This window comes from Pantoea sp. S61 (genome assembly GCF_016625145.1).
Classification (GTDB): Bacteria; Pseudomonadota; Gammaproteobacteria; order Enterobacterales; family Enterobacteriaceae; genus Pantoea; species Pantoea rwandensis_B.
Genome location: NZ_JACVUO010000004.1, coordinates 214,842 through 231,672, shown reverse-complemented (window position 1 = coordinate 231,672; position 16,831 = coordinate 214,842). Strand labels below are relative to the sequence as shown.

16 protein-coding genes are annotated in these 16,831 nt (G+C 56.7%); 12 read left to right on the top strand and 4 right to left on the bottom strand.

The window, feature by feature from the left end; translation table 11 throughout:
- Positions 1-55 precede the first annotated feature (55 nt).
- Positions 56-1,441 carry a cysteine--tRNA ligase gene (cysS, locus tag IAE30_RS11300; RefSeq protein WP_200679676.1) on the bottom strand — a complete coding sequence of 462 codons (1,386 nt, stop codon included), beginning with the start codon at positions 1,439-1,441 and terminating at the stop codon, positions 56-58.
- A 218-nt stretch (positions 1,442-1,659) separates the two neighbouring features.
- On the opposite strand from cysS, the gene ppiB reads away from it, so the two are divergent.
- The 4 genes from ppiB (at position 1,660) to purK (ending at position 4,632) form a co-directional block, all read left to right on the top strand.
- A complete protein-coding gene (gene ppiB, locus IAE30_RS11295; protein WP_200679674.1) occupies positions 1,660-2,154 on the top strand; it encodes a peptidylprolyl isomerase B in 495 nt (164 codons plus the stop codon).
- Positions 2,154-2,870 (top strand): UDP-2,3-diacylglucosamine diphosphatase, encoded by a 717-nt coding sequence (gene lpxH / locus IAE30_RS11290; protein WP_200679672.1) that lies wholly within the window; start codon positions 2,154-2,156, stop codon positions 2,868-2,870. Before ppiB ends, lpxH begins: the two co-directional genes overlap by 1 nt.
- Positions 2,871-3,061: 191 nt before the next feature.
- Positions 3,062-3,571: a 5-(carboxyamino)imidazole ribonucleotide mutase gene (purE, locus tag IAE30_RS11285; RefSeq protein ID WP_038648460.1), complete on the top strand. Its 510-nt coding sequence runs from the start codon at positions 3,062-3,064 to the stop codon at positions 3,569-3,571.
- The gene (gene purK / locus IAE30_RS11280; protein WP_038648463.1) at positions 3,568-4,632 is read left to right on the top strand and encodes a 5-(carboxyamino)imidazole ribonucleotide synthase; all 1,065 of its coding nucleotides are present in this window, start codon (positions 3,568-3,570) and stop codon (positions 4,630-4,632) included. The genes purE and purK overlap by 4 nt, the downstream gene beginning before the upstream one ends.
- A 44-nt stretch (positions 4,633-4,676) precedes the next feature.
- Here the strand turns inward: purK and ybbP are convergent, their stop codons facing one another.
- Positions 4,677-7,094 carry a putative ABC transporter permease subunit YbbP gene (ybbP, locus tag IAE30_RS11275; protein WP_200679662.1) on the bottom strand — a complete coding sequence of 806 codons (2,418 nt, stop codon included), beginning with the start codon at positions 7,092-7,094 and terminating at the stop codon, positions 4,677-4,679.
- Positions 7,091-7,777 carry a putative ABC transporter ATP-binding protein YbbA gene (gene ybbA / locus IAE30_RS11270; RefSeq protein WP_038648468.1) on the bottom strand — a complete coding sequence of 229 codons (687 nt, stop codon included), beginning with the start codon at positions 7,775-7,777 and terminating at the stop codon, positions 7,091-7,093. Before ybbA ends, ybbP begins: the two co-directional genes overlap by 4 nt.
- Between ybbA and tesA the strand changes: the two genes are divergently transcribed.
- The 6 genes from tesA to IAE30_RS11240 all read left to right on the top strand — a co-directional run bounded on the left by tesA (position 7,745) and on the right by IAE30_RS11240 (position 12,905).
- Positions 7,745-8,371: a multifunctional acyl-CoA thioesterase I/protease I/lysophospholipase L1 gene (gene tesA / locus IAE30_RS11265; RefSeq protein ID WP_200538743.1), complete on the top strand. Its 627-nt coding sequence runs from the start codon at positions 7,745-7,747 to the stop codon at positions 8,369-8,371. The two genes, ybbA and tesA, sit on opposite strands and share 33 nt — an antisense overlap.
- A gap of 241 nt (positions 8,372-8,612) precedes the next feature.
- Positions 8,613-9,704 (top strand): acyltransferase, encoded by a 1,092-nt coding sequence (locus IAE30_RS11260; RefSeq protein WP_052059443.1) that lies wholly within the window; start codon positions 8,613-8,615, stop codon positions 9,702-9,704.
- 57 nt (positions 9,705-9,761) lie between these two features.
- Positions 9,762-10,535, top strand: coding sequence for an SDR family oxidoreductase (locus IAE30_RS11255; protein ID WP_200538742.1), 774 nt, complete (start codon positions 9,762-9,764; stop codon positions 10,533-10,535).
- A gap of 79 nt (positions 10,536-10,614) precedes the next feature.
- Positions 10,615-11,469, top strand: coding sequence for a co-chaperone YbbN (locus IAE30_RS11250; RefSeq protein ID WP_200679660.1), 855 nt, complete (start codon positions 10,615-10,617; stop codon positions 11,467-11,469).
- Positions 11,470-11,532: 63 nt separating this feature from the next.
- Positions 11,533-12,447, top strand: a complete 915-nt coding sequence (locus tag IAE30_RS11245; protein WP_034828210.1) for an SPFH domain-containing protein — start codon at positions 11,533-11,535, stop codon at positions 12,445-12,447.
- The gene (locus IAE30_RS11240) at positions 12,447-12,905 is read left to right on the top strand and encodes an NfeD family protein (protein ID WP_045816373.1); all 459 of its coding nucleotides are present in this window, start codon (positions 12,447-12,449) and stop codon (positions 12,903-12,905) included. Before IAE30_RS11245 ends, IAE30_RS11240 begins: the two co-directional genes overlap by 1 nt.
- Here the strand turns inward: IAE30_RS11240 and cueR are convergent.
- Positions 12,881-13,297: a Cu(I)-responsive transcriptional regulator gene (gene cueR, locus IAE30_RS11235; protein ID WP_034828208.1), complete on the bottom strand. Its 417-nt coding sequence runs from the start codon at positions 13,295-13,297 to the stop codon at positions 12,881-12,883. The genes IAE30_RS11240 and cueR overlap by 25 nt on opposite strands.
- Positions 13,298-13,407: 110 nt before the next feature.
- Between cueR and copA the strand changes: the two genes are divergently transcribed.
- Positions 13,408-15,906 carry a copper-exporting P-type ATPase CopA gene (copA, locus tag IAE30_RS11230; RefSeq protein WP_200679658.1) on the top strand — a complete coding sequence of 833 codons (2,499 nt, stop codon included), beginning with the start codon at positions 13,408-13,410 and terminating at the stop codon, positions 15,904-15,906.
- A 71-nt stretch (positions 15,907-15,977) separates the two neighbouring features.
- On the top strand, positions 15,978-16,778 hold the full coding sequence (locus IAE30_RS11225; RefSeq protein WP_200679649.1) for a TraB/GumN family protein: 801 nt from the start codon (positions 15,978-15,980) through the stop codon (positions 16,776-16,778).
- Positions 16,779-16,831: the final 53 nt, after the last annotated feature.

Below are 16,831 nucleotides of genomic sequence, written 5' to 3'. Positions count from 1 at the left end.
CAGCGCACCCTTCAATCTGCCTATTCGAGTGCCGATAAAAGCGCACCCGACGCTATTACCTACGACGCCAGCTCGAACCCTGCGGACCATCTTCCACAATCACGCCCAGCTCATTCAGCTTGTCACGCGCGACATCCGCCTGTGCCCAATCTTTTGCGGCACGCGCATCAGAACGCGCTTTGACCCAATGCTCAATTTCCGCCACTTCATCATCATTCACCTGCGCACTGCTCTGCAGGAACAGCTCAGGATCCTGTTGCAGGATGCCGAGCACGTTCGCCAGCTGACGCAGTTTCGCGGCCAAAGCATCAGAGGCGGCTTTGTCTTCGGTTTTCAGGCGATTCACTTCACGCGCCATGTCGAAGAACACTGAGTAGGCTTCCGGCGTGTTGAAGTCGTCATCCATCGCGGTACGGAAGCGCGCTTCAAACTCTTCGCCGCCTGCTGGCGTAGCGCTGGCATCGGTGTGACGCAGTGCGGTGTAAAGACGCTCCAGCGCCGCACGTGCCTGATTGAGGTTATCTTCGCCGTAGTTGAGCTGGCTACGATAGTGGCCCGACATCAGGAAGTAACGCACGGTTTCCGCATCGTAATGCGCCAGTACGTCACGCACGGTGAAGAAGTTGCCGAGCGATTTCGACATCTTCTCGCGGTCGATCATCACCATGCCGGAGTGCATCCAGTAATTGACGTAATCGCCGTCGTGCGCACAGGTTGACTGCGCCACTTCGTTTTCATGGTGCGGGAACATCAGATCCGATCCACCACCGTGGATGTCGAAGTGGGTGCCCAGCTGTTTGCAGTTCATTGCGGAACATTCGATGTGCCAGCCCGGACGACCGTTGCCCCACGGCGAATTCCAGGCTGGCTCATCCGGCTTGGACATTTTCCACAACACGAAGTCCATCGGGTTGCGTTTAATTTCGGTGATTTCAACGCGCGCGCCCGCCTGCAGCTGAGTCAGATCCTGACGCGACAGCACGCCATACCCTTTGTCACTCAGCACATCGAACATCACATCGCCGTTATCCGCCACATAAGCGTGTTTGCGTTCGATTAAACGCTCAACCAGCTCGATGATTTCAGCGATATGGCGCGTGGCACGCGGCTCCAGATCCGGCGGCAGAATGCCCAGCGCGTCAAAATCTTTGTGCATTTCAGCGATCATACGGTTGGTCAGCGTTTCGATGCTCTCACCGTTCTCGTTGGCGCGTTTGATGATCTTGTCTTCAATATCGGTAATGTTACGCACATATTTGAGCTGATAGCCCACATAGCGCAGATAACGTGACACCACATCAAATGCAACGAAGGTACGCCCATGACCGATATGACAAAGGTCATAAACCGTAATTCCACAGACGTACATGCCGATCTGACCAGCGTGGATCGGTTTGAATTCCTCTTTCTGACGGCTCAGGGTGTTATAGATCTTCAGCATTGAACGATTCCGTTATTAACGTTTGCGGGATACGCCTTTCCAGCGTAGCTGGGTATTGTGCCGTATTTTTCTCAGTTGTGCATCGCTCGCTTACCTTCTGTGGCTGCCTTACTGACGAGCCATCGGAATTTGTGATATAAGAGGCGTCTACAAAAATGCCCCGCCGCTTAGCAGGCGCGGCAGTTGATACTGACGACACCCGTAACAGGACGAATATAATGGTCACTTTCCAGACGAACCATGGCGACATCGTTATCAAAACCTTCGATGACAAAGCGCCGGCTACCGTGAAAAACTTCCTGGACTACTGCCGTGAAGGTTTCTACGACAACACCATCTTCCACCGTGTTATCAACGGTTTCATGGTTCAGGGCGGCGGTTTCGAGCCTGGCATGAAGCAGAAAGACACCAAAGAAGACATTCGTAACGAAGCCAACAACGGTCTGAAAAACACCAAAGGTACGCTGGCGATGGCCCGTACTCAGGCGCCACACTCCGCGACTGCACAATTCTTCATCAACGTAGCAGACAACGACTTCCTGAACTTCCGTGACGAAAGCCTGCAGGGCTGGGGTTACTGCGTGTTCGCTGAAGTGGTTGAAGGCATGGACGTAGTTGAGAAAATCAAAGCGGTGAAAACTGGCCGCAGCGGCATGCATCAGGACGTTCCGGTTGACGACGTTGTCATCCAGAAAGTGACTGTTAGCGAGTAATGTCGCGCACGCTGTTTATCGCAGATTTGCATCTGTGCACAGAAGAACCGGCAATTACTGCCGGTTTTCTGCATTTTTTGCAGGGTGAAGCGCGCGATTGCGATGCGCTTTACATCCTCGGCGATCTGTTTGAAGCCTGGATTGGCGATGACGATCCCAATCCGCTACATCGTGAAATCGCCGCAGCACTAAAAGCCCTGCCGATCCCCACATTCTTCATCCATGGCAATCGAGACTTCCTGCTCGGTAAACGTTTTGCGCGCGAAAGTGGCATGATGCTGCTGCCGGAAGAGCTAGTGCTGAACCTTTACGGCCATCGCGTGCTGATTATGCATGGCGATACCTTGTGTACCGACGATGAAGGCTATCAACGCTTCCGCGCCAAAGTGCATCAGCGCTGGCTGCAACGTCTGTTCCTCGCCCTGCCGCTGCGCATCCGCATGCGCATTGCTGCGCGTATGCGCGCCGACAGCAAGCAAGCCAATCAGCACAAGTCGATGAGCATCATGGATGTCAATCAGCAAGCCGTGATCGTTACGATGACGCGCCAGCAAGTGCGGATTCTGATTCACGGGCATACCCACCGTCCGGCGGTGCATGAGCTAGTCGTGCAAGGTGAAAGCGCCCAGCGCGTGGTGCTCGGTGCCTGGCATGAAAATGGCTCAATGATTCAGGTTGATGCCGATGGCGTGCAGCTGATCGAATTTCCGTTTTAACATCGAATCCTGAAATAGTCGGGCGCATTCGTGCTCGACACTCAGCGCGATGAAGATTCCTCTTCTCGCATCATTGCCCGTTTTCCGGCCACGCAACCGTTTTCCTTGCTCCCTTCTCATGCTATTCTCTGTGCCCTTCTTTACCTGCCCGCCCGGCCAGGTTCGTTTGACTATTCACAGGAGTTGACCGCATGTCATCCAACGCCACCCCGGCTCGTATCGCCATCGTCATGGGTTCTAAAAGTGACTGGGCTACCATGCAGTTCGCCGAGGAAATTCTTAACAGCCTGGATGTTCCGTTCCACGTTGAAGTGGTCTCTGCTCACCGTACGCCAGACAAACTGTTCAGCTTTGCCGAAACCGCCGCAGATAACGGTTTCCACGTGATCATTGCCGGAGCGGGCGGTGCTGCGCATCTGCCGGGCATGATTGCCGCCAAAACCTTGGTGCCGGTGCTGGGCGTGCCAGTACAAAGCGCCGCGCTGAGCGGTGTGGATAGCCTCTACTCTATCGTGCAGATGCCGCGCGGCATTCCTGTCGGCACATTAGCGATCGGTAAAGCCGGTGCGGCTAACGCGGCGCTGCTGGCAGCACAGATTCTGGCGGTGCACGACAAAGAACTGGCGGCGCGTCTTGCCACCTGGCGTCAAACCCAGACTGACGAAGTGCTGAACAACCCAGATCCACGGGTGGACGCATGAAACCGGTTTGCGTACTCGGCAACGGTCAGTTAGGCCGTATGCTGCGCCAGGCGGGTGAACCGCTGGGCATCGCGGTGTATCCAGTGGGTCTGGATGCCGAACCTTCTGCCCTGCCGATCGCTGAAAGCGTGATCACAGCAGAGATCGAGCGTTGGCCGGAAACTGCGTTAACGCGTGAGCTGGCGTTGCATCCGGCATTTGTGAACCGCGATATCTTTCCACGTCTGGCCGATCGCCTGACGCAGAAACAATTGCTCGATCAACTGAACCTGGCAACGGCGCCATGGCAGTTGCTGGCAGCTAAAGCTGAGTGGCCGCAGGTGTTCAGCTCGCTGGGTGAGCTGGCGATTGTGAAACGTCGCACCGGCGGTTATGACGGTCGTGGTCAGTGGCGTCTGCGCGCTCACGAGACCGATGCGCTGCCGGATGAGTGCTACGGCGAATGCATTGTTGAGCAGGGCATCAACTTCAGCGGTGAAGTGTCGCTGGTCGGTGCGCGCGGTCAGGATGGCACCACGGTGTTTTATCCGCTGACGCATAACCTGCATCAGGACGGCATTCTGCGCACCAGCGTCGCCTTCCCGCAGGCCGATGCCGCGCAACAGCAGCAGGCGGAAGCGATGCTCAGCGCGATCATGCATGAGCTGAAATATGTCGGTGTGATGGCGATGGAGTGTTTTATCACGCCAGAAGGCCTGTTGATCAACGAACTGGCCCCGCGCGTGCACAACAGCGGTCACTGGACGCAGAACGGCGCATCGATCAGCCAGTTTGAGCTGCATCTGCGCGCGGTGCTCGGTTTAGCGCTGCCAAAACCGGTGGTGTTTGCGCCGTCGGTGATGGTGAACCTGATTGGCACCGACGTGAATGTCGACTGGCTGCAACAGCCGCTGGTGCATCTGCACTGGTACGACAAAGAAGTGCGTCCGGGCCGTAAGGTTGGGCACTTAAATCTCACCGACAGCGATCAGGCACGCCTTGCGGCGGCGCTGAACGCGCTGGTGCCGCAGCTGCCGGAAGAGTACGCCAGCGGAATTGCCTGGGCGGTTGAGAAGCTGTAAATGCAAAAGGCCGCGCAAGCGGCCTTAAATTTATGTGCAGATGATTAAGCTGCTTCAAATCGTCTGAATAGCGCCTTCCCTTTCAGCAATCGCACGCCCAGCCAGCCGCCGCACAGCGACAACAGCAGCGCGCCGCAAATCGGTAATGCCATCCACAGCGTCCAGTCGGGCTCCCAGGGGAAGTCAAAAATCTTACGCTGTAATCCCCACAGCGCCGCTTCTGCGCCTAATGCGGCAGCCACGCCGGAAACCACGCCGAGCAACGCAAACTCACACCACAGCGTGCCGCGCAGCAGCCGTTTGCTGGCACCCAGCGTGCGATATACCACCAGCTCTTGTCTGCGCTGACGCATGCCTACCTGAATCTGTGCCAGCAGCAGCAACACGCCGCAAATCGTCACCAGCACCACCATGATCTCCAGCGCCTGACTGACCTGCGCCAGCACCTGACCAATCTGCTTCAGCATGCTGCCAACATCCAGCAAGCTCAGCGTTGGGAAGGCACGATTGAGCTGCGCCAGCAGCGCCGGATTACTGTCCATGCGGAAGCTGGTGAGCCAGGTTTGCGGCTGTTGATCCAGTGCGCCCGGCGGGAAGATAAAGAAGAAGTTTGGCCGCAGGCTCTCCCAGTCCACTTTGCGCAGGCTGGTGATTTTGGCGCTGAACTGCTGGGTATCACCGCTGAAGGTCAGGGTATCGCCGAGCTTCAGGCCAAGACGATCCGCCAGTTCCACTTCAATCGATACTTCACCCGCTTTAGGCGGCCAGCTTCCGGCCAGCAGCGGATTGTGATCCGGTCGATCCGCCTGCCATGTCAGATTGAGTTCGCGGTTCAGCGCGTTATCCATCTTCGGATCGGCTTCTTTACCGTTCAGCTCGGTCAGACGCGCACGCACAATCGGATAGTAGGATTCCGGTTTAACCTGATGTTGATTGAGGAAGTCACGCACCTGCGGCACCTGTTCCTGCGTCATGTTAAGCAGGAAGTAGTTCGGCGCATCCGGCGGTAACTGCTGCTGCCAGCGATCCAGAAGATCGCCGCGCATCACCAGCAACAGCGCCAGCAGCATAAAGGAGAGCGAAAATGCCGCCAGCTGGCTCAGCGTCATCACCGGCTGTCGTAGCAGACGATTGATCGCCAGACGCATCGCCAGATTGCGCACTACCAGCTTACGCAGCAGCAACAGTGTGCCCCAGCCGAGCAGTGACAGCAGCAGCGCCAGCATCACCACGCCCACCAGCAGCGCCCACAACATTTTGCTACCGCCCATCAATAACGCCAGCAGGCCAACCACTACCAGCGCCATGGCGGGCAGATAAAACCGCAGCGGCCAGACATTGGCCACCGCATCACGCCGGAGCACGCGCAGCGGCTGCGTCGCCATCAGCAGGCGATACGGGCGCAATCCCACCAGCAGCGAAATGACAAACATCGCACCAATCGCCCATAACCACGGCCAGAAACTGGCGGCAGGCAAGGCGGCAGGCAGCACGGGCTTAAGCATCGCCAGCAGGATGATCTCAATCCCCTGCCCCAGCACGCTGCCCGCTATCGCCGCCAGCAGCAGCACCGCCAGCCACTGGCCAATGATCAGACGTTGTAAGGCTTTACGCGTGGCGCCCAGCGTTTTCAGCACCGCCACCAAATCGTAGCGGCTGCGGCAGTAATGGCTCATCGCCACCGCCACGGCGGCAATCGCCAGCATCAGCGTCAGCAACGCCGATAACAGGAGGAATTGCTGCGCACGCTGCATCGAGCGACCCAGCGCATCTTCCGAGTTCTCGACGCTGATCCAGCGCTCACCGGCTTTCAACTGCGGCTGGATCCAACTGTCATAACGCGCCAGCGGAGCCGGATCGCCAGAGAATTTGTAGCGCCAGCTGAGCCGACTGCCGGGCTGAATCGCACCGGTTTTATCAACATCCGCGAGGTTCATCAGCAGGCGTGGCGCCGTCTGGAACGGATTGAAGCCGCCATCCGGCTCCTGAATCACTTCGCCCGCGATGCGCAGCGTGGTATCCCCCACATCGACGTTGTCGCCGACTTTCAGATTAAGCAGCGCCAGCAAGCGCGGCGCGGCCAGCACTGTGCCCGCCTGCGGTTTTAATCCCGGCGGATCGGTCTGCAAGGTGCCGAACATCGGATAGGCATCGTCCACCGCTTTCACATCCGCTAACTGCGGCGTCTGATCGGCGAAGGTCATGGTCATAAAGCTGAGCTGACGACTGACGGAGAGCCCTTCATCACGCGCTTTATTCAGCCAGGCTTCCGGCGCGGGCGCGCTGCTGCGCAGAGTACGATCGCCCGCCATAAAATCACGGCTCTGCTGGCTCAGCCCTTTTTCCATGCGATCGCTGATCGAGCCCAGCGCCAGCACGCAGGCCACCGCCAATGTCAGCGCCAGCCAAACAATCAACAGTGAGGGCGAACGCCATTCACGCCAGAACCAGCGCCAAATCATGTCTCCTCCCACAGCTTGCCGTCGCGCAGGCGCAGCCGACGATCGCAGCGCGCCGCCAGTTGCTCATCGTGCGTCACCAGAATCAGCGTGGTGGCGAAGTCGCGGTTGAGGGAGAAAAGCAGGTCGGCGATGCGATCGCCGGTTTTGCGATCCAGGTTGCCGGTGGGTTCATCGGCGAACAGTAAACCAGGACGGCCGCTAAACGCGCGCGCCAGCGCCACACGCTGCTGCTCGCCGCCGGAAAGCTGCGCGGGCAGATGATGCAGACGATCTTTCAGGCCAAGTTGCGTTAAGAGATCCACCGCCTGGGCGCGGCTGTCGCGATCGCTGTCACCACGCAATAAAGCAGGCAACTGGACGTTTTCCAGCGCATTGAGCGTCGGTACCAGCATAAAGGACTGGAACACAAAGCCCACTTCGCGTGCGCGCAACGCGGCACGTTGCTCTTCGTTCATGTTGTGCAGCGGCTGGCCGAGCAGATTGACCTCGCCGCTGCTGCCATCGTCCAGCCCGGCCAGAATGCCCAGCAATGTGGATTTGCCGGAACCCGATTCGCCAATCAGCGCGATGGTCTCAGCTGGTTTGACAACCAGCTCAACTCCGGTAAGGATGGTCAGCTGATGCTCTCCCTGACCGACGGACTTAGTAAGATGATAAACTGCAACAATGTTTTCCGCTGGCATTATCCCTTCCTGTTGTTATTGCTTCTGCTGGTGTCCCGCATCGCCGCCGCCGATACCTTGCTGGTATTGGGTGACAGCCTGAGCGCCGGGTATCGTATGTCCGCCACTGCGGCATGGCCCAGCCTGCTCAATAAAACCTGGCAACAGCAGCCCCAGATTATTAACGCCAGCATCAGCGGAGATACCGCAGGACAAGGGCTGGCGCGTTTGCCTGGCCTATTAAAACAGCATCAACCCCGTTGGGTGTTAATCGAATTGGGCGGTAACGATGGCTTGCGCGGCTTCCCGCCTGCCAATATCGCGCAGGATCTGAGTAAAGTGATCGACGAAGTCAAAGCCGCCAAAGCGCAGCCGCTGCTGATGCAAATTCGTTTACCTGCTAATTATGGACGTCGTTATACGGAGGCGTTTAGCGCGATTTATCCGCAGCTGGCACAGCAGTACAACATTCCTCTGGTGCCCTTCTTTATGGAGCAGGTCTATCTGAAGCCGGAATGGATGCAGCAGGACGGTATTCACCCCAATCCGGATGCGCAGCCGTTTATTGCCAACCTGATGGCTAACGAACTGGCTCCGCTAGTAAAGCAGAATTAATGCCGGCGTGTGATTTTAAACAGGTAAAGAAATGCAAACCCATGCAACGGCTGCATTAAAAACCGTTTATGCGCATCAGGTCTGCCGATGCGCAGCATCACACATCTTACTTAAATCAAATAAATATTAACAAATTCCTTTCACTCTTAACTTTTCGTGGTCACACCCTTAACGCAATGATATAAAAGGGCACAATTTAAGCCGCCTACTTGCGGCTGGCTACCACAGTTAAGAAAATCAAATGAATGCGAGTTTTTTCAAGAGTGTGCACGCGCTCAGGGGATTAGCTGCCCTCAGCGTGATGTTTTTCCATTTCCGCTGGAACATCAATGCAAAGTCTCCTGGGTTAGGAGATGCATTATTTGGTTGGGGGGCTACCGGTGTTGACCTGTTTTTCCTGATTAGCGGCTTTGTGATTGTTTTAACCTTAAAAACAACGCCCGCTACGTTTTCGGGTACTGTGCAATTTTTAAAGCGCCGCCTCTTCCGTATATTACCGGCGTACTACATTATTCTGATCGTTACCTTTCTGCTCTCTGGTGCTATGAGCACCTTCCACTATGCGGATAAAACCCAGAATCTGATAAGCGCACTCACCTTTCAGCCGATATATCCTGATCACGGTCCTTTTTATGTGGATGACAGTGGCATGTATGGCATTCGCTGGACCCTCAATTATGAACTCTACTTTTATCTTGCAGTCGGATTGCTTCTGGGATTACCACGTCGAGCTTTAGCCATCGCAATTTGGTTCGTCTTAACACTGTTCACCATCCCCTGGCTTGCCGGGAAAGACTTGAGCCTGGCAGAACAAGGTTATGAGCTCGGCAGTGCACAGCTAAACCTTGTGACCAATCCGATGATTTTATTGTTCCTGGTCGGCATGCTCATTGGGCTAAGTGTACCGCTGCTGCGTAAACTCAACGCTCAACTGATGCTGATCATGTTTACTGCTTCGGTAGTCATGATGGTTGCGCTTTTTAGCCATGGGCTGTTTGTCGGGCATGGCTTAACCGGCTCAGGATGGATTTATGCACTTATTCTCTTATTCGCCATTGCTTCAGAAGAGAGAATTGGGAAGCTTATCCCACGCGCATGGCTGAAGTTAGGTGATATCTCATTTTCACTTTATCTCGTACACACCTTAATGAATGAAGGGCTAGGTAAACGTTTGAATGGTCTGGGGATTGAAGATGGGCCTTTGCGATTTTGTATCTCGGTCGTCCTCTCATTACTACTGGCATGGCTGGCATGGAAGTACATAGAAAGGCCATTCAACGCACTCAGCAAACCACGCGCTGAAGCATCCGGGTTGGCCATAACTAAAGGTTGACGCCAGTAGTACAAATCACTGAATCTGTTATCAATCTCAAACAGCCTTACAGTGATTATGCAAAAAAATATCCTCATCACCGGCTGCTCCAGCGGTATTGGCTTAGCGGCCGCCAACGATCTGCAATCTCGCGGCTATCGCGTGATTGCTGCCTGCCGTCGAGCGGACGATGTGGCGCGCATGGAAGCCCTGGGCTTTATTGGCGTCCAGCTCGACCTTGATGATGCAGCCAGCGTGGATGCCGCCGCTGAGCGCATACTGGCATTGTGCGAGCATCGCCTGCACGGTTTGTTTAATAACGGCGGCTTTGGTCAATATGGCCCACTGAGCAGCGTGTCGCGCGCGCAGCTGGAAAAACAGTTCTCCACTAACCTCTTCGGTACCCACCAACTGACAATGCGTTTGCTGCCTGCGCTGCAAGCCAGCGGTAATGGGCGTATCATTAATACCAGCTCGGTGCTGGGGCTGATCTCCACGCCCGGACGCGGCGCCTACGCCGCCAGTAAATGGGCACTAGAAGCCTGGAGCGATGCACTGCGCATGGAAGTGCGCGATAGCGGTGTGCGCGTGAGTTTGATCGAGCCCGGGCCAATTGCCACGCGTTTCACCGACAATGTGCATCAGGGCGAGCAGGATAAACCGGTGCGTAATCCGGGGATTGCCGCACGTTTCACCCTGCCACCGGAAGCCATTTTGCCCAAATTGCGCCACGCGCTGGAAAGCAAACACCCGCGCCTGCGTTATCCGGTGACGCTGGTCGCATGGGTGATGAGCCTGCTGAAACGCCTGTTACCCGGTTGGATGCTGGATCGCATCTTGCGCAGCAACTAAGCGGCAAGCCAGATTTGAACTTGAACACGGGCAGCTTGCCCCCATATTCTCAACACACTTTCTGCAAAGAGACGTATTCATGTCACACGCTTTGATTATCGACATCAACGAATCCAACCTGCACCAGACGCTGGAACAATCCACGCAGATGCCGGTGCTGTTCTACTTCTGGTCCGATCGCAGCCAACACTGTCAGGAGCTAACGCCGATGCTGGAGCGTCTGGCACAGGAGTATGCGGGTCAGTTCATTTTGGCCAAACTGGATTGCGATAAAGAGCAGATGGTGGCATCGCAGTTTGGTCTGCGCTCCATTCCAACCGTGTATCTGTTCCAGAATGGACAGCCGGTAGATGGCTTCCAGGGCCCGCAGCCGGAAGAGGCGATCCGCGCACTACTGCAAAAAGTGCTGCCGCGTGAAGAAGAGATTAAAACCCATCAGGCGATGCAGCTGATGGAAGAAGGCAAACCGCTGGATGCACTGCCGCTGCTGAAAGATGCCTGGCAGTTGAGCAACCAAAACAGTGAAATTGGCTTCCTGCTAGCAGAAGTGTTGATCATTCTGAACCGCAGCGATGAAGCCGAAGCAGTGCTGGCAGTGGTACCTTTACAGGATCAGGATACCCGCTATCAGAGCCTGGTTTCGCAAATCGAACTGCTAAAGCAAGCTGCGGATACTCCGGAGATCCAGCAATTGCAGGAACAGCTGGCCAGTGAGCCCGCGAATGCGGAGCTGGCTGCTAAACTTGCTTTACAGCTGCATCAGGTGGGCCGCAACGAAGAAGCACTGGATCTGTTGTTCAGCTTCCTGAAGAGCGATCTCAGTGCGGGCGAAGGTCAGGTGCGCAAAATGTTCCAGGAAATTTTGGCTGCGCTCGGCACAGGCGATGCACTCGCTACGCGCTATCGTCGCCAGATGTATTCGCTGCTGTACTGATCGGTACCGCACGTGCAACGGGCCGAACGACTCGGCCCGACAATCTGACAACCAGGAGGTTATATGTTGACTGTGATTCCCGTCATTATCGTGCTTGCGCTCGTTACCGTGTGGGCCGGTGTAAAAATCGTGCCACAAGGCTATCAGTGGACGGTAGAACGTTTTGGCCGTTACACTAAAACCCTGCCACCCGGCCTGAGTTTAATCGTCCCGTTCATGGATCGTATTGGTCGCAAGATCAATATGATGGAACAAGTCCTCGATATTCCCTCGCAAGAAATCATCTCCAAAGATAACGCTAACGTCACCATTGATGCTGTGTGCTTCATTCAGGTGGTTGATCCTGCGCGCGCGGCCTATGAAGTCAGCAATCTTGAGCTGTCGATCCTCAATCTGACCATGACGAATATCCGAACTGTCCTCGGTAGCATGGAATTGGATGAGATGCTGTCGCAGCGCGATAACATCAATACCCGCTTGCTGCACATCGTCGATGAAGCCACCAATCCGTGGGGCGTGAAGATCACCCGTATCGAAATCCGTGACGTGCGTCCGCCGCAGGAACTGATCGCCGCGATGAACGCGCAGATGAAGGCCGAGCGTACCAAGCGTGCCGACATTCTTACCGCAGAAGGCGTACGCCAGGCGGCGATTTTACGCGCCGAAGGGGATAAGCAGTCGCAAATTCTGAAAGCCGAAGGTGAACGAACCTCCGCCTTCCTGCAGGCCGAAGCGCGTGAACGCCAGGCGCAGGCCGAAGCCAACGCCACGCGTGCCGTATCGGAGGCGATCGCGGCAGGCGACATTCAGGCGGTGAACTACTTTGTGGCGCAGAAATATACCGATGCGCTACAGAAGATCGGTGAATCTCATAACAGCAAAGTGGTGATGATGCCGCTGGATGCCAGCAGTTTGCTGGGTTCCATTGCCGGGATCGGTGAATTGCTGAAGGAGAGCCGTCAGGAGCGTAAACCGTGATCCTGATGGAACTGATAGCCCATCCGCACTGGTTCTGGCTGACGTTGGGCGGCCTGCTGCTGGCGGCTGAAATGCTGGGTACCAGCGGCTATCTGCTGTGGAGTGGATTAGCGGCGGTGCTGGTCGGCCTGATCGAATGGCTTTTCCCGTTCTCGTGGACGCATCAGGGCATTTTGTTCGCGGTGCTGACGTTGCTGTGCGTTTACTTCTGGTATCGCTGGATGCGCTACCGTGAGGTTTCACAGCAGCCGAACACTTTGAATCAACGCGGATCGCAGATGATCGGGATGCACCTGACCCTGGATACCACGCTCAGAGAGGGTTTAGGTCATGTGCGCATTGGCGACAGCAGCTGGCGCGTGCAGGCTAAAGAAGATTTGCCTGCCGGAACACCCGTGATCGTCACCGGAGTGGTGGGTATCACGCTGCTGATTCAGCCGCGCTTTCCTTCACCCTGATGGCAGCAGCCCGCCAGATGATTGATGATCGGGCATTCAGCACTGTCATCGCCGGGGCAGGCTTCAGCAAGTTCCAGCAGTCGCGCGCGCATCGCATGCAACTCTTCGATGTGCGCAGCGATTTCATCCGCTTTCTGCAAGGTGCGCGCTTTGACATCCGCGCTGTGGCGAGCGGGATCGTTGAACAGGGTCACCAGCTCGCGGCACTCGTCCAGGGTAAAGCCAACCTGACGCGCCTGACGCAGTAGATTCAGCTCATCAATATGATGCGCGGCATAGCTGCGATAACCATTGTTACTGCGCAACGGCGGCGTCACCACGCCCTTCTCTTCATAAAAACGGATCGCCTTGCTGGTTAGCCCGGTTTTTTTTGCCACATCGCTGATGTTCATCTTTTGTCTTCACCTCATGACCGCTTGACCTTCCCCTGAATGGAAGGTTTAGGCTCTATAACTAATGCAAAGTTTGCAGACAGTCAAACCTCTCGTTTAAGGAGTTTAAGATGTCACACACACAATTACTGGCGCTGGACGGTTTGTCCTGTGGCCACTGCGTAAAACGGGTCAAAGAAGCGCTGGAGCAGCGCGACGATGTGGAACAAGCGGACGTCACGCAGCAGGAAGCGCGCGTTACCGGTGCGGCCAGCGCCAGCGATCTGATTGCAACCGTTGAACAAGCCGGCTATCACGCGGCGGTGAAAGACAGCCCAAAGCCTGAGCCGTTGACAGCAACAGAGCCGCCGCCGGAGGCGCTGACAACGGAGTCGCAACCGGCAGAAGAAAACCTTCCTGTTCACCATTTGCTGATCAGCGGCATGAGCTGTGCCAGCTGCGTGAGCCGTGTGGAACAGGCGCTGCAAAACGTGCCCGGCGTGAGTCAGGCACGCGTCAACCTGGGTGAGCGTAGCGCGCTGGTATTGGGCAATGCGTCTGCCGAAGCGCTGATGAGTGCCGTGGATCAAGCAGGCTACGCCGCTGAAGCTATCGACGATGAACAAACCCGACGCGAACGCCAGCAAATCAGCGCACAGCAGGCGATGCGCCGCTTTAGCTGGCAGGCGGGATTGGCGCTGTTGCTCGGCGTGCCCATGATGATCTGGGGCATGCTCGGCGACAATATGATGCTGAGTGACGCCAACCAAACGTTATGGCGCACGCTCGGCGTTATCACCTTGCTGGTGATGGTGATCGCCGGCGGTCATTTCTATCGCAGTGCCTGGCGCAGCTTACGTCACGGCACCGCCACCATGGATACGCTGGTGGCCCTCGGCACTGGCGCCGCATGGATCTACTCGATGAGCGTAGCGCTGTGGCCAGAATTTTTTCCGATGCAGGCGCGACATCTCTATTTTGAAGCCAGCGTGATGATCGTCGGTTTGATTAACCTCGGCCATGCGCTGGAACAGCGAGCACGCCAGCGGGCATCTAAAGCCCTGGAACGCCTGTTGGATCTCACCCCTGCTCAGGCGCGTGTGATCGGTGAACAGGGCGAAACGCTGATGCCGTTGAGTGAGGTTCAGCCCGGCATGCTGCTGAAGCTGGTCACCGGCGATCGTGTGCCGGTTGATGGCGAAGTCGACAGCGGCGAAGCCTGGTTTGATGAAGCGATGTTAACCGGTGAAGCGGTGCCGCAGGCGAAACAGCCCGGCGATAAAGTCTATGCCGGGACGCTGGTGCAGGATGGCACGCTGCGCTTCGTGGCACGCGCCACCGGCAGCCACACCACGCTGGCGCGTATCATCAATCTGGTGCGCCAGGCACAAAGCAGCAAACCGGACATTGGCCGCCTGGCCGATCGCATCTCAGCGGTGTTTGTGCCGGTGGTGGTGGCGATTGCGCTGCTGGCCGGTCTGGTGTGGTATCTGGTCGGCCCGCAGCCGCAGCTCGCCTACACGCTGGTGATCGTCACGACGGTGTTGATTATCGCCTGTCCTTGCGCACTGGGGCTGGCGACGCCGATGTCGGTGATTGCCGGGGTGGGTCGCGCGGCAGAACTGGGCGTGCTGGTGCGTGATGCTGATGCGCTGCAGCGTGCCAGCGAAGTCGATACCATCGTGTTTGATAAAACCGGCACGCTGACGAGCGGCACGCCTCAGGTGAGCGATGTGCTGATGTATGGCGACTGGAATCGCCAGCAGGTGCTGAGCGCTGCGGCGCAGCTGGAACAAGGTTCGAACCATCCGCTGGCGAAAGCGATTTTGGCGGCAGCCCCCGATCTCAGCGATCAGCCGACTAAGCAATTTCGTACAATACGCGGCAAAGGCGTGAGCGCTAAAGTCGCGGGCAGAACGCTGCTGCTCGGCAATCAGGCACTGCTGGATGAACAACAGATTGATTACCGCGCCGCACAAGAAGATATCGACCGTTTCGCCGCGCAAGGCACCACGCCGGTGCTGCTGGCCGATCATCGTCAGTTGCTCGGCTTGATCGCCCTGCGTGACAGCCTGCGCCCGGAAAGCGCGGAGGCGTTACAGCGCCTGCACCAGTTGGGCTATCGGCTAATCATGCTGACCGGCGATCACCAGAAAACCGCGCAGGTAATCGCTGCCGAAGCCGGTATTGATGAAGTGATTGCGGGCGTGCTGCCCGAAGGCAAAGCGCAGGCGATCGCGCAGTTGCAGCAGCAGGGGCGTAAAGTGGTCATGGTCGGTGATGGCATCAATGATGCCCCGGCGCTGGCGCAGGCCGATGTCGGCATTGCGATGGGGGGCGGCAGCGATGTGGCCGTCGAAACCGCCGCCATGACGTTGATGCGCAACGATCTGCACTGTGTTGCCGATGCGCTGGCGATGGCAGGCGCGACACTGCGTAATATGCGTCAGAACTTGCTCGGGGCTTTTGTGTATAACAGCCTGGGAATTCCGATTGCGGCGGGCGTGCTCTACCCGTTCACCGGCTTGCTGCTTAGCCCGATCGTGGCGGGCGCGGCGATGGCGCTGTCTTCGATTACCGTGGTGAGTAACGCGAATCGTTTGTTGCGCTTTAAGCCAGCAAAACGCTAATCGCCCTCTCTGCCCTGTTTTTCGCTGACTGAAATCGCTAGCATGGATTTTTGACTTCAAAAGGACAGGGCATGAGACGCAGTCTGTGGCACAGCTTCCAGCAGATGGCCGCCAGCCTCTTACCGGCGCGATATACCTGGCCGGCAATGGATATCAAATTGGGCGATCGACGCCTGCATCTGGCGGGCAGTATTCATATGGGCACGCGCGATATGCAGCCGTTGCCTGCGGGTTTATTGCGTCAGCTGAGCAAAGCCGACGCACTGATTGTTGAAGCCGACATCACCCAGGGCGCATCCCCCTTCAACAATGACGATGACTATGCACCGTTGGCGATGCGTTTGGATGCCGAGGTGCTGCAGCGGTTGAATGCCCTGTGCGATGAGCTTTCGCTTTCCATGACAGTATTCGACACGCTGCCGTTCTGGCAAATCGCCTTAATGCTGCAGGCACAACAGGCGCAGCGTCTGGGATTACGGCCGCAATATGGCATTGATTACCAGCTACTGATGGCGGCAAAAGCAGCCAATAAGCGCATTATTGAACTGGAAGGCCCGGAAACTCAGATCGCACTGCTAAAGTCGCTACCGCAGGAAGGTTTATCGCTGTTACTGGATACGCTGGAGCATTGGCACACCAACGCCCGCCTGCTGCAAACCATGATCAGCTGGTGGCTGGATGCACCGCCCACGCAACAACCGGTGGCCCTGCCGACCACCTTTAGCAGCGATCTCAATGACACGCTGATGCGCAATCGTAATCAGCACTGGCGCGAGTTATTGCAGGCGCTGCCGAAAGGCCGCTATGTGGTGGCGGTGGGTGCACTGCATCTGTATGGCGAGGATAACCTGCCAGGATTGTTGAAGTCGTAACAAGTGCAGTCACCGCAAGACCTTATGCATCCTCAAGTCCTGAAAGTTATCAG